The sequence below is a fragment of the Arthrobacter sp. M2012083 genome (assembly GCF_000281065.1).
Lineage (GTDB): Bacteria > Actinomycetota > Actinomycetes > Actinomycetales > Micrococcaceae > Arthrobacter.
The window spans coordinates 31726-45071 of record NZ_AKKK01000031.1; the positions used below are offsets into that span (position 1 = coordinate 31726).

Consider the following 13346-nt stretch of genomic DNA (forward strand, 5'->3'; position numbering starts at 1 on the left):
CAGATAAACTTAAACCCACGCCATCTACTGAGTGAAGTGAGAGAGATGACTGCCACTGCTACCGAACACGTAGCTACGGCCGGTGCTACCGGCCGCATTGCCCGTGTTATTGGTCCGGTTGTCGACGTCGAATTCCCGGCTGACGCAATCCCCTCGATTTACAACGCTCTGACCACTGAGATCACTCTCAACGGCCAGACGAAGACCATCACGTTCGAGACCTCCCAGCACTTGGGTGACAACCTCGTTCGCGCCATCTCCCTGCAGGCAACCGACGGCCTGGTCCGCGGCACCACTGTGCGGGACTCCGGCGCTCCCATCTCCGTGCCCGTCGGCGACGGCGTCAAGGGCCACATCTTCAACGTTCTCGGCAAGCCGCTGGACGTCGAAGAGTCCGAGATCAAGGCTGACGCCTACTGGCCGATCCACCGTAAGGCTCCGTCCTTCGCTTCCCTCGAGGGCTCCACGGAGATGCTCGAGACCGGCATCAAGGTCATCGACCTTCTCACCCCGTACATCAAGGGTGGAAAGATCGGCCTGTTCGGCGGCGCCGGCGTTGGCAAGACCGTTCTGATCCAGGAAATGATCACCCGTGTTGCCCGCAACTTCGGTGGTACTTCCGTATTCGCCGGTGTTGGCGAGCGTACCCGTGAAGGTAACGACCTCTGGGTTGAAATGGAAGAGGCAGGCGTTCTGAAGGACACCGCCCTTGTGTTCGGCCAGATGGATGAGCCGCCGGGAACGCGTCTCCGCGTGGCCCTGTCTGCCCTGACCATGGCGGAGTACTTCCGCGATGTTCAGAACCAGGACGTGTTGCTCTTTATCGACAACATCTTCCGCTTCACGCAGGCGGGTTCGGAAGTTTCCACGCTGCTCGGCCGTATGCCGTCCGCTGTGGGCTACCAGCCCAACCTTGCTGACGAGATGGGTCTGCTCCAGGAGCGCATCACCTCCACCAAGGGTCACTCCATCACGTCGATGCAGGCCATCTACGTGCCGGCTGATGACTACACCGACCCGGCTCCGGCAACGACCTTCGCACACCTCGACGCGACCACGGAACTTTCCCGTGAAATCGCCTCCCGTGGTCTGTACCCGGCCGTTGACCCGCTGACGTCCACGTCCCGTATCCTGGATCCCCAGTACATCGGCAAGGATCACTACAACACGGCTGTTCGTGTTAAGCAGATCCTGCAGAAGAACAAGGAACTCCAGGACATCATCGCCATTCTCGGTGTTGACGAACTGTCTGAAGAGGACAAGATCGTCGTGTCGCGTGCACGTCGTATCCAGCAGTTCCTCTCCCAGAACACCTACACCGCCAAGCAGTTCACCGGCGTCGAGGGCTCCACCGTGTCCATCAAGGACACTGTGGAAGGCTTCACGGCCATCTGTGACGGCGATCTGGACCACATTGCAGAGCAGGCGTTCTTCAACGTCGGCGGCCTGGATGACGTCGAGCGTCAGTGGGCCAAGATCCAGGAACAGACCAAGTAGTATGGCTGAGCTCGAGGTTGAGATTGTCGCAGCGGACCACTTCGTGTGGTCCGGCGCGGCCAAGATGGTGAAGGCCCGCACCAGTGATGGTGAAATCGGAATCCTGCCGGGCCACTCGCCCCTTCTGGCCATCATGGCCGCGGGCGAGCTGGCAATCCAGCCGGTTTCCGGTGATCGCATTGCAGTAGTTGTTGACGGCGGATTCTTCTCCGTCGACAACGATCGCGTGGTCATTGTTGCTGACAACGCCAAATTGGGCGAAGCGGCTACAGCGGGGATCCGATAGCACGACCTTGATGGACGATTCCCTTATTCCGTTCATCGCCCTGGCAACAGCGTTTACGTTGCTGATCATTTCACTGTGCCTTTTCGGGGTGCGCCGCTTCAATCTGCGGCGCGCCCTGGGCACGGTCGACGCCTCCATTTGCATGGCTGGAAACAGCTGGCAGATGGGGGTTTGTCGTTATCAGGACAATGAGCTTGAGTGGTTCCGCTTGATGTCCCTAAGCGTCATCCCCAAGCACAGGTTCACACGCAGCTCACTTGAGCTGCTTGGCCGCCGCCAGCCCACGGAAGAAGAACTCGTCAGGATCCAGCCTGGCGTGGTTGTGGTTGAACTGCAGTACGAAGGCAAGAAGTTCATGCTCGCCATGAATTTCGATGCCTACGCGGGATTGTCGTCGTGGCTTGAAGCAGGGCCGGTCATCGGCGTCGGAACCTGGCGTTAGGCGCCATGGACTTTCTTTCGGACGTCAGTCTGGTTGATGGGCCGTTCCTCTGGTTGAGCATCGCCTGTGGCGCGGCCGGAGGGGCATACCTTCTATGGCGTCGACGACGTTCCTGGCCGCTGCTCGTCGTGAGCAGCCTACTGGTGGCCGTAGGCGTGGTAGCGCTGATTCACTGGATCTTGGTGGACCTTTTAGCCACATTCTCTGAGAACCTGCCGTTTCAGACCGTGGCCTGGGCTGTGCCCGCCGTCGCAGCCCTTCTCCTGTGCGCTGCGCGCTTCCCTCGAAACTCTTGGCGCGGCCGCTCGTTCAGTGTGGTGGCGATGCTCGGCGTTGTGCTCTTATGCGTGGTCCAGATTAATCTCTATTTCGGACTGAATAACACGGTCTCGGACCTGCTGGGTACTGCAGTGGCGAGAATACAGCCACTCGAAGCGAGCCTCAAACGCACGCCGGATGCGAAGCCCGGTCCGGCCCCCTCCGTGTGGAAAGCCCCGGACTCCATGCCCCGAAACGGCGTCCTGCGCAGAGCAGACATTCCCGGTGAGGTCTCCGGCTTCAATGCACGGGAAGCGTATGTTTATTTGCCTCCTGCCTATCTGGCGGACTCCCGTCCAGCGCTGCCCGTGCTGGTGCTCTTCGCCGGTCAGCCGGGTGGTCCGGCGGATTGGCTGACTGGTGGTCAGCTCCGTTCCCTGCTGGACCAGTTCGCTGAAAATCATCAAGGGATTGCCCCTGTCACAGTGGTGGTCGACCCCAACGGATCGGCCAACGCCAACACTATGTGCATGGACAGCAAGATCGCCTCGGTGGACACGTATCTTTCCCAGGATGTGCCAGCCTGGATCACGCAGAACCTGGATGTCACGCCTGATCACAAGCAATGGGCTGTTGGCGGTTTCTCTTTCGGCGGCACGTGCGCCATGCAAATGGGAACCTTGCACCCGGATCTCTTCGCCTCCATTTTGCCTTTCGCCGCAGAAAGGGAACCTGCCCTGGCCAAGGATCGAAGCAAGACTATTTCGGATTCATTCGACGGCGACGTTGAAGACTTCGAATCCCGGACACCTCTGGTGTTGATGCAGCAGCGCACCTTTGCCGGCAGCGGGGTGTATCTGGTTTCGGGCGAAGATGACCACGAGTTCACTGACTACATGCATGAGCTTGCGGGTGCTGCACGGAACGCCGGTTTTGAAACGGAAGAACATTCCATTCCTCAGGCCGGGCACTCTTGGGATGCAGTGATTCGTGGAATGCCAGGCGGCCTCGACTTCCTGGCCAACCGGTGGGGGTTGCCGCGGTGAGCCTTACCCTCAAAGGTGTGGCGGAGCCTGCGTTGAGGCAGGCGGGCCGGCATGTGCGGGCAACGCCGTTCACTCTGCTCGTGCTTGCCGTTTTTGTTGGCCTGTCATTGGTCTCTTGGAGCTTGCTGACGGGGCCACCCCGGTCGTGGCTTCCGGTGGCCAGTGTGTCCCTGGAAGGGTTGCGCTCGGGGGAATGGTGGTCCATCTGGACGTCACTGTTCTTCACCACCAACCCGTTGGCCTATGCCACTGCCGTCCTCATGATCGTGTTCCTGCTCGGACTGGCAGAGCGGCAGTTGGGCTCCCTCAAAACGGCTGGAGTGTTCTTCGGCAGCCAGTTCGGCTGCATTTCGGCCTTCCTCTTGGTGACCCAGGTAGCGCAGTACGTCGATGACGGGTGGCTTTCAGAGATGGCCGACACCCAGCTGATTGGACCCTACGGTGCGGTTCTTGCTACAGCTTTGGCCGCGAGTGCGCTCCTGCCCACGTTATGGCAGCGTCGCCTGCGAACAGTGGTGCTCTCCATTTCCCTGTTGCTGGTGCTCTATGTAGGACATGCAGAGACAGTTGTTGGTTTCTTGGGCGCGCTGATTGGCTTGCTCACCGGATGGTGGATGCAAAGCAGCCAAGGCCATCTCCACCTTCATAGGTCAACCAGCCGTGAAATCCGGAACCTCCTCTCACTCACCATGGCAATTTTTGCCGTGGGGCCCATCGTGACCGCGGCAGCCAAGAGTCCATCCGGGCCGTTGGCCCTGTTGCGGGACGTCATCCTCAACCCGCTGCCTACCCTGAGCCAACTGGAAAGCAACTGCGGGGGCTCCATCGACGTCGCTTGCCTGGAGGTCGCACGCCAGGGTTACACAGGGCCGTTCGGCCTGGCCTTGGCCGTGGTGCCGGTTGTCCTGCTGTTGATTTGCGCCGACGGCATGAGGCGCGGACGCCGGCTCGCGTTGGGCATTGCCATCGGCGTGCAGTTGGTGGTGGTCGTCTTGTCCACGATCTACCTTGGCCTGTTTGCCGGTCTGCCGCAGCCGGCAGGACGCCCACATGTGGGGATGCTCAACTCGGCTGTGGTTCACATCATTCCGCTGGTGCTGGTCCCGTTGGCTTTGGCGCTTCTCCTGTTCGCGTATCGGGGCCACTTCCGTGTGGTGACCTCCGACCACCTTCGCCGAAAGGTGTTCTGGGTGGTCGGCTTGACTGGGGGAGGGCTCAGCCTTGCGTATACAGGGGTGTGGCTGGCTTCCGGTGGACTGGTTCGCGACGGCGGCTTGCTGGGTTTGGTGGCTGAGCTCGCCCGCCAGTATCTCCCCGTTCCGCTTCCCGGCGTTTACCGCAAGGTTTTCGCCGAGCGTGATGTGCTGGAAGTTTTCCTTTTTTCCTACTCCGGCACGGTGTTTTGGCTTGTTGCTTTGATTGGCGTGTGGGTGTTGCTGATCCGCGGACATCACACGGGTGGACTTGACCGCGAGGCACGTCAGCGAGCACGCGCCCTGGTGAAGCGGGGCGGAGATTCATTGTCGTGGATGGCCCTTTGGGAGCCGAACAAATACTGGTTCACTCCAGAGGGCACAGGGGGCGTGGCGTACCAGCAGCACAGCCATGTGGCATTGACGCTGGCCGGCCCCTTCGGCGCGCGGCAGTACCACGCGGCAACCGCCAAAGGGTTTCTGGACTACTGCTCGCAGCATGCCTTGACGCCATGCCTCTACTCCTGCACGGACGAACTCTGGCCCATGCTGCAATCGCGCGGCTTCCGCCGGGTGTCGGTTGCCCAAGAGACTCGACTGCGGATCCGGGGCCTGGAGTTCAAGGGCAAGGAGTGGCAAAACGTCCGAACTTCCCTCAACCGTGCCGCGAAGATGGGAATCACGGCCAGTTGGGGCCGATACTGCGAACTCCCGCATGGGGTGCGTGCCCAAGTCAGTGAGGTTTCCGAGGAATGGGCAGCCCAGAAGAAGATCCCGGAAATGGGCTTTACCATGGGAGGCCTGGACGAGTTGGATGACGACGACGTCCTGTGCTGCGTCGCTTTGGACGACAAGGGTTTTGTCTATGGTGTCACCAGTTGGCTTCCCGTCTATGAGGACGGTGTGGTTGTCAGCTGGACACTGGACTTCATGCGGCGGCGGGGCGATGCCTTCCCGGGGGTCATGGAGTTCCTGATCGCTTCGGCCGTTTTGCACCTGCGGGATTCGGTGGAGCTGATTTCCTTGTCCGGGTCGCCTTTAGCCCAGGAGAAGGGCGAAATCGAGCAGCGGGCCAAAGGCTTGGCAGGACTACTGGAGGTGGTGGGGCACGCTTTGGAACCTGTTTACGGATTCAGGTCGCTGGCGTCCTTTAAGTCGAGGTTCCAGCCCGAGTACAGAACGTTGTACATGTACTACCAAGACCCGCTGCATCTTCCTGCAATTGGGCGTGCGCTGAGCAGGGCCTATCTTCCGGGATTGTCAGTCCGGCATTCCGCGCGGCTGCTCCGGAGCTTGGTTGGTTGAATTGTCAACACTTATCCGAAGGACCCATTTGGTATTTCTTCATGGTTAGTAACAGGTCTTGTTGACAAGCCATTTATGGCGGCTGGCATTCTTTAGGTTAAGACGCGTTGACCCCGGCTCGAAAGCCGGGGTCAACGTGTTTGTTGTATCTGCGACAAGCAGGGATCAACGGGTGAGACTAGACGACCGTAACGCCGGTTGCCTGGGGGCCCTTGGCTCCCTGACCGATCTCGAACTGAACGCGCTGGTTCTCATCGAGGGTCTTGAAGCCACCGGTCTGGATCTCGGAATAGTGAACGAAAACGTCTCCATCCGCGTCATCCGGGGTGATGAAGCCGAAGCCCTTTTCAGCGTTGAACCACTTGACGGTTCCCAGTGCCATGTATTTCTCCTCATTGTGGAACATCAGTCCGATACACCTCGTACCGGGTTTGTTACTCCGCGAGAAGACCTGAATACCGCACAAGCCTGGGCTTGGTTGATTCGCAGGAGCTTCACGCTCGCAACTGGTCTTGCGAGCATGAAAACCACCTACACAAAGACTGCTACAACACTTTCATGAGCTCTGCCGGAGGTCAACGGTGTTTCGGGCAATTCAGGAAAATTTTCGGTAAAAAGAAGGTAACGTCGGCTTCTGCAATTCACCAAAGTCCTTTTCGCTACAACCAAGGCAGTCGCTCAACTAAGACAACCACTGGCCATTGCGCATTACGCCTGTCAGTTCCAGATCCTCGTTTGTTACTACGACATCGGCCCGGAGTCCCCGGCGGAGCCCGCCTATTTCGTCGGAAAGTCCCAAGACAGCAGCCGGGACCGCTGTCGCCGAGCAAATTGCGTCGGGAAGCGCGACGCCGGCTGCCACCGTTTTGCTGACGACTTCCAAGAGCGTGGAGGTGCCCCCGGCGATGGAGCCGGTGGCATCCAGTGTGGCCACGCCATCGATGACAGTGACCGGCGATGGGCCAAGCATGTAGTTGCCGTCGGACAGTCCTGCCGCGGCCATGGAATCCGTTACCAGCACGATGTTGCCCGCTCCCACCAACTGGAAGACGGTGGCCACGGTGCTGGGGTCCAAATGCGTTCCGTCAGCAATGAGTTCAACCACTGCCTTCCCTTCCTGGGCCATGCGGAGGCATGCCGCGACGGGACCAGGAGCACGGTGATGCAGGGGCGGCATCCCATTGAAAAGGTGTGTGACCGTGGGGAGCGAGCTGACGCCGTCGAATCCTGCTGACTCGAGTCCCTCGCGGGCCGCAGCCAGCGACGCGGCGGCTGTGGCGTCGTCGCAGTCCGTGTGACCCAAGGAAGGGGTGACTCCATGGGAAGTCATCAAGTCCACCAAGGCAGCAGCGCCCGGAAGCTCCGGGGCGTAAGTCATGGTGGCGAGTTTACCCGCAGCGGCGCCCACCAGTTCGTCCATGAGTTCCAGGTCGGGTTCCAGCAGGTAGTCCGGATTCTGTGCCCCGCAACGGGCATGGGATAGGAAAGGGCCTTCAAGGTGAATACCGGCCACGAGGCCTTCGTCCACGAGCTTCACGTAAAGCTCGATGCCTCGAAGCAGATCTGCCCGGGGAGCGGTGACCATGCTGGCAAGGAACGTGGTGGTTCCTGAGCGATGCAGGAATTCCACTGCCCTACGCGCCGAGCCTTCTTCGCCGCCAGGGAAATCGCCGCCGTTACCACCATGGCAGTGAAGGTCCACGAGTCCAGGGAAAATGTAGCTGCCGCTGGGGATCCCTAAGCGGACTGCGCTCTGGAAGCCCTCGAACTCCTGGGGATCGAAGCCTTTGGCCGGTCCCGCGTAGGCAATTCTGTCCCCGTCGACGGCAACCAGGCCGTCTTCCACTACCTCCCCGTCGCTAACAAGCGTTCCTCGGATGATCTGATGGCTCGGAGCGGAGGAAGAGGGAAAACCGGATGCGACAGTCATGATTCCGATTCTAGTGGCCCGCGGCACAGTCTCCCGAAGGGGATAACTCAGAAGAGCCGTGACTCGCTGTCATCCACACCGCGCATGGCGTCATAATCCAGGGTGACACAATCGATTCCGCGGTCGTTGGCCAGTACCTTCGCTTGCGGCTTGATTTGTTGGGCAGCGAAAATGCCCCTCACGGGGGCCAGCAGGGGGTCGCGGTTGAGCAGTTCAAGGTACCGCGTGAGCTGTTCCACACCGTCGATGTCTCCACGGCGTTTCAGCTCAATGGCAACAGTGGCGCCGTCAGCATCCCTTGCCAGGATGTCCACAGGGCCGATGGCTGTGAAGTACTCGCGACGTATGAGGGAGTAACCGGATCCCAGGAGCTCGATTTGCTCGGCCAGCAGCCTTTGGAGATCTGCTTCGACGCCGTCCTTGATCAGGCCGGGATCAGTGCCGAGTTCGTGCGAGGTGTCGTGCAGTTGCTCATAGATGTTGATGATGAGGCGGTCATCTGTTTTGGCCGACTGAACCGTCCACTGTTCCACCACGCCTTCCTCTACTTCGGTTTCCTCCGGCGAGGTCACCCGAAGGGTCGCAGGGGGGCTCATCCAGTTCAGCGGCTTGTAGGAACCGCCGTCGGAATGCACCAACACCGATCCATCCGCTTTGACCAGTAGGAGCCGGGTAGCGAGGGGAAGATGGGCCTTGAGGCGGCCAACGTAATCAACAGAACAACGGGCTATGACGAGTCGCACCCGCCCCACATTACCGTCTCACCATCTACAACAGGGTGGCTGGGGCAGAATGGAAGCATGCCCCGCTCCAACCGTCCTCGTCGCAACGCGTCCAGCACACGCTCCGGCAACGCCGGTGGCAGCAAATGGACGGAACCGACGCCGGAGCTTGACCTTGAGCGGGCACGCGGCGGCATTGCACGGCGTGAGAGTGCACCGGACGGCGACTGGATGGTGCGGACCATGACGGCCAAAAAGGCAGAAAAGCAATACATCTGCCCTGGTTGTTCCACCGCGATCCTGCCGGGCATAGCCCACTTGGTGGTGTGGTCGGACAGCCATCTCTTCGGGCAAGCCGCGGGCTTGGCCGAACGCAGGCACTGGCATACCAATTGCTGGACATCCCGGACGTACCGCTACCGCTGATTCCCTTAGGCTTGGTTGCATGACTTTCGACCCCGCCTCGTTCGTTTTCACCCCGCAGGACGCACCATCGGAAATTCGTGCTTCCACGGTTCTCCCCGCCCTGCGCGAGAATGTGGAGTTCACCACCGAGGACGGCAAGGTGTTGCTGGGCGAGCTCGCACTCCCCGCATCAGGGGAAATAACCGCAACGCTGATCACGCTCCACCCGCTGCCCACACACGGTGGATTCATGGATTCCCACGTATACCGCAAGGCCTCCTACCGGCTGCCCGCGCTGGCGGGAGTTGCAGTCCTGCGCTTCAACACGCGGGGCACGGCGTCACCGCGGGGCACCAGCGACGGTCAGTTCGAGGAAGGCATTGGTGAGCGCTACGACGTTGAAGCTGCCGTCCGGTTCGCTGTGGAACGCGGGCTCCCGAACCGCTGGCTCGTCGGGTGGTCTTTCGGCACCGAACTCGCCCTCATGTACGGGGCGGTGGAGCCTGTGGCAGCGCAAATCGAAGGAGCGGTGCTACTGTCCCCGCCCTTGCACCGCGCCACGGACGTGCACCTCAAGGAGTGGGCAGCCGCCGGGAAGCCGTTGACGGTCCTGGTGCCGGAACACGACGACTACCTGCAGCCTGCTGAAGCAGCCCAGCGGTTCAGTCTTGTACCGCAAGCCCGGCTTGTCGGCGTCGACGGTGCAAAACACCTTTGGGTGGGCGAGAAGTACGCGGCCCGCGTCCTGGATGAAATCGTCGACGACGTCACTGTGGCAGGTGCCGGAGTGGACGGCCTGCCACGCGAGTGGGCGGGGCCGGTCGCGAGTGCTTGACCCGGTCGCGGGTGCTTGACCCGGTCGCGGGTGCTTGACCCGGTCGCGGGTGCTTGACCCGGTCGCGGGTACTCAGTGCCGATCTTGGCGGACGATGAATACTTCCTTGATCAGCAGCATGATTGCTGCCGCCGTTGGGATCGCGATCAGTGCGCCAAGTACGCCGAGCAGGCTGCCGCCGGCAATCACCGAGATCACCGCCACGGCCCCCGGTACAGCTACTGCGCGCTGCATGATGCGCGGTGAAATGAAGTACGCCTCGAACTGCAGGTAGGCGAAGTAGGCGATTGCGTAGATCACGGCTGTCTGCCAGCCAGCGGTAAGTGCTACCAGGATGACTACAACTGCCGCGATCATGCCGCCTACCAGGGGAATGAACGCCAACAGGGCAACGACGAAGGCAAGCAGGACGCTGAAGGGGATGCCCAGGATGGTCATCAGGATGAAGGCAAAAATTGCGTTCAGGAGGGCAACGCAAACCTGGCCTATGACGTAGTTGCCCACGGAGTCTGTGATCGCTTCGGAAAGCGCCTCAACACGTGGACGGCGGGATCGGGGAGCGAGGCGATAGGCCCATTTCTTCATCGATGGCAGGGCTGCCAGGAAGTAAAGGCTGAGGACCAGGACGATCAGGGAACCGAACAGGCCGTTGGCCACGGTGGAACCGAAACCGACCACACCGCCGAAGATGCCGCCCATCGCTTCGGGATCCTTGACGAACTTGTCCAGCTCAGTGGTGATGCGGTCACGCACGCCAAATTGGCTGTCTGCGTTGCGGAAGAAGTCCGAGTCCAGGAAGCTGCGGATCCACTCCGGGGCTTGGCGGACGATTTCCGATACCTGCTCCACGATGGTGGGAATCAGCGTTGCAAAGAAGCCGGCCACCGCAAGCACGAGGGCTGAGACGGAGATGAGGATGCCGGCGGGCCGGGGCACTTTGCGCCCTTCCAGCCAGCGGACCACGGGATCAAGCCCGAGGGCGATGAAGAGTGCCGCGACGATCCACAAGATGAGCTGGGTGGTGTTGCTGGCGATGTAGAACACGGCAAGGGCAATGCCGACGCCTGCCGTACCCATGAATCCGACGTACACAGGGTGCTGGGATGACATCCGCGGGCCGGGGGCTCCGAAGCCGTGGTCGTCCTCGGGGCGGAAGCCTTCGTGGGCTTCATCCGATTCAGCTTCCGGGGGCATCTCGAAACGTACGCGGTTCCGGGCGCCGGGGATGGGTTGCCTGAGCCTGCGGCTGATAGCAGCAAGGCGTCCGGTACGGACCGGAACCGTAGCAGCCGGCACCGTTGCGGAGGTGCCCTCGGAAGGGGCATCCACCGCACTTGCCCCGGGCTCATCGGCGGGACGGGGCTCCATGTGGTCTTTCACGCGGTTTAGCTGCCTTTTCAGTGGTGGTACGGAGTGGACTTAGGCGTTGGAAGGCCCGGATATCATGATCATCGCCACACTATCAGGAGCGCGGAATGGCGCTGCAGCGGCGCGGTGGCGGGCTTTTGGGGATGTCGGGGAGATCACCTCGATCTGACTCTCTGATAACAAAACGGTTACCCTTGAAGTTCAACGACCGCTGATGATAGGTGATCCTGTGCGTTTGAAGACTGCAGCCTTGCTGGTGCTGCTGGGCCTGCTGACGATGCTGGCCGGTATTGGCCAGCTGACTTTTTGGGCCCCCTCCGAGACCGTGACGGCTTCGGTTCCCAGCGATACCAAAGCTGCCCCGCTGACCGTGATCGACCAAAAGTTGATCGCCCTCCATGACGGGCCGGTGAAGATCAAGATCCAGGGTGAAGGCAACTTCATTGTTGCCACGGGACGCCCGGACGACGTCCAAGCCTGGGTCGGCGAGACTGCCCACAATACGTTGACCGGTGTCTCAGCGGACCAGAAGTCGCTGGAGGTGTCCTCTGCCGATGGCGAGGCCACGGCGCCTTCCCCGGCTGGATCCGATTTGTGGGTCAGCACGGAGGACGCCAGCGGCGATCTGGACTACACGTGGAACCCTCCCGCCGATGGTGAGTGGTCCCTGCTGGTTGCCGGCGACGGTACCCAACCTGCGCCGTCGTCGATTTCCATGACGTTCCCGAACAACGCCACCACCCCTTGGGCAGTGCCGCTGATTGTCTTGGGCATCATCATCATCCTGATCGGAGCGGCGCTGCCGTTCATCGCTAAAGCGCTCAGTAACCGCCGCAAGCACGACGACGACGAGCCGCGCGATGGCGGAGAGACCACCACGCTCCCGGTGCAGTCCTCTACTGCTAAGTCGCCGGGCGTTGAGGCGCACACTACCCAGTCGCCCACTACCCAGTCGCCCACAGTTCAGCCGCCTGCTGGCGACCGAGGCCGTCGCCCCGGTGCCGGCACCGAAGGTCCAGCCCTCCGCGTCACGGCTCTCGCCGCTACGCTGGCAGCCGTCCTGGTCGGAGGGACGGCAGTCGCCGCCCAAGCCACGACCACCCCCGAGGCCACCACGACCTCGTCCGCTGCGGCAACTGCCGAAGGCGGGACGCCTGTCATGCTGGAATCCCAGCTGCAGCGGATCCTTGAGCAGGTAGCGAGCACTGTGGATGCGGCGGACGCTGCCAAGGACGCGGCTAAATTGGCGCCGCGCGTGGACAAGATGGAACTCCAGATCCGGACCCAGAACTACAAGATCCGGTCCGCTGTGTCTGCGTACGAGCCGCGCATGCCGGTGCGGGCTACCAAGCTTCAGAGCAGTGTTATCAGCACCAAGCGGGACTGGCCCCGAACCGTCTTCGCCCTCACCCAGGGTGAAGGAAACGTGGTGCCGCAGGTCCTGACCCTTGTGCAGCTTTCGCCTCGTGAAAACTACAAGTTGTGGGGCAGCGCGCCGCTGCAGCCCGGCACCAACTTCCCGTCATTCCCCATTCCGCGCAACGGAACTGAGGCTGTGCCGGCGAGTGACAGCACAGGCCTGGCCTACAGCGGTAATGAGGCCTTGGAAATCCTGAGTGAAATGCTGACGAACCCGGATTCGCCCAACCGAAGCAAGTTGGCCGACGGGCAGTCTTCCCCTTACATCGCCGGGGCACTTGCCTACCAGGCGGACACTGTGAAGAACGGAACCAGCGCAAACTTCAAGTTCACGCATACGCCGGTCACCAACCAGACTGTGGTGTTGCGGACAGCTGACGGCGGCGCCGTTGTTGTGGGACGTTTGGATTTTGCTTTCGAAGGCACGCCCAAGGCGGCAGGCGACAAGCTTGTGCTTGAGGACGATTCCGCAGTCTTCGCCGGTGGTAAGGAAACCACTACGGGCATGGTTCTGAACTTCGCCGAATCAGTGGCTGTGTACATTCCGCCGGCAGGTTCTGCGGACCCCATGAAGCTCGTGGCGGCCACCCGCGGGTTGGTCGGAGCCAGCTTCAAATAAGGCATACCCATGGCAGGGGGG

12 protein-coding genes are annotated in these 13346 nt (G+C 61.2%); 8 read left to right on the forward strand and 4 right to left on the reverse strand.

All coding sequences use genetic code 11. The features are described 5' to 3' along the window. Positions 1-45: 45 nt before the first annotated feature. From atpD to A477_RS0114795, 5 genes are read left to right on the forward strand one after another with little or no spacing between them, the layout of a single operon-like run. The gene (gene atpD / locus A477_RS0114775; RefSeq protein WP_017199733.1) at positions 46-1497 is read left to right on the forward strand and encodes a F0F1 ATP synthase subunit beta; all 1452 of its coding nucleotides are present in this window, start codon (positions 46-48) and stop codon (positions 1495-1497) included. Between the two features lies 1 nt (position 1498). Further along, complete coding sequence (locus tag A477_RS0114780; protein ID WP_014922172.1) at positions 1499-1783, forward strand: F0F1 ATP synthase subunit epsilon; 285 nt, start codon at positions 1499-1501, stop codon at positions 1781-1783. Between the two features lie 10 nt (positions 1784-1793). Then, complete coding sequence (locus tag A477_RS0114785; RefSeq protein WP_017199734.1) at positions 1794-2225, forward strand: DUF2550 domain-containing protein; 432 nt, start codon at positions 1794-1796, stop codon at positions 2223-2225. A 5-nt stretch (positions 2226-2230) separates the two neighbouring features. Next, entirely contained in the window at positions 2231-3529 is a 1299-nt protein-coding gene (locus A477_RS0114790; RefSeq protein WP_017199735.1) for an alpha/beta hydrolase, read from the forward strand. Next, positions 3511-6027, forward strand: coding sequence for a bifunctional lysylphosphatidylglycerol flippase/synthetase MprF (locus A477_RS0114795; RefSeq protein WP_017199736.1), 2517 nt, complete (start codon positions 3511-3513; stop codon positions 6025-6027). The genes A477_RS0114790 and A477_RS0114795 overlap by 19 nt, the downstream gene beginning before the upstream one ends. A 178-nt stretch (positions 6028-6205) precedes the next feature. Here A477_RS0114795 and A477_RS0114800 read toward each other — a convergent pair whose 3' ends face one another. From A477_RS0114800 to nucS, 3 genes are all read right to left on the reverse strand, one after another. Then, on the reverse strand, positions 6206-6409 hold the full coding sequence (locus tag A477_RS0114800; protein WP_017199737.1) for a cold-shock protein: 204 nt from the start codon (positions 6407-6409) through the stop codon (positions 6206-6208). 300 nt (positions 6410-6709) lie between these two features. Then, positions 6710-7957, reverse strand: a complete 1248-nt coding sequence (locus tag A477_RS0114805; protein WP_017199738.1) for an N-acetylglucosamine-6-phosphate deacetylase — start codon at positions 7955-7957, stop codon at positions 6710-6712. Between the two features lie 47 nt (positions 7958-8004). Then, on the reverse strand, positions 8005-8700 hold the full coding sequence (gene nucS, locus A477_RS0114810; protein ID WP_017199739.1) for an endonuclease NucS: 696 nt from the start codon (positions 8698-8700) through the stop codon (positions 8005-8007). Between the two features lie 57 nt (positions 8701-8757). On the opposite strand from nucS, the gene A477_RS0114815 reads away from it, so the two are divergent. Further along, entirely contained in the window at positions 8758-9105 is a 348-nt protein-coding gene (locus A477_RS0114815) for an Rv1322 family protein (RefSeq protein ID WP_017199740.1), read from the forward strand. Positions 9106-9124: 19 nt separating this feature from the next. Beyond that, the gene (locus A477_RS0114820; protein ID WP_017199741.1) at positions 9125-9919 is read left to right on the forward strand and encodes an alpha/beta hydrolase; all 795 of its coding nucleotides are present in this window, start codon (positions 9125-9127) and stop codon (positions 9917-9919) included. 72 nt (positions 9920-9991) lie between these two features. Here the strand turns inward: A477_RS0114820 and A477_RS0114825 are convergent, their stop codons facing one another. Then, complete coding sequence (locus tag A477_RS0114825; protein ID WP_017199742.1) at positions 9992-11299, reverse strand: AI-2E family transporter; 1308 nt, start codon at positions 11297-11299, stop codon at positions 9992-9994. A 202-nt stretch (positions 11300-11501) separates the two neighbouring features. Here A477_RS0114825 and A477_RS0114830 point away from each other — a divergent pair, with 202 nt between their 5' ends. Continuing rightward, the gene (locus A477_RS0114830; RefSeq protein WP_017199743.1) at positions 11502-13325 is read left to right on the forward strand and encodes a DUF8094 domain-containing protein; all 1824 of its coding nucleotides are present in this window, start codon (positions 11502-11504) and stop codon (positions 13323-13325) included. Positions 13326-13346: the final 21 nt, after the last annotated feature.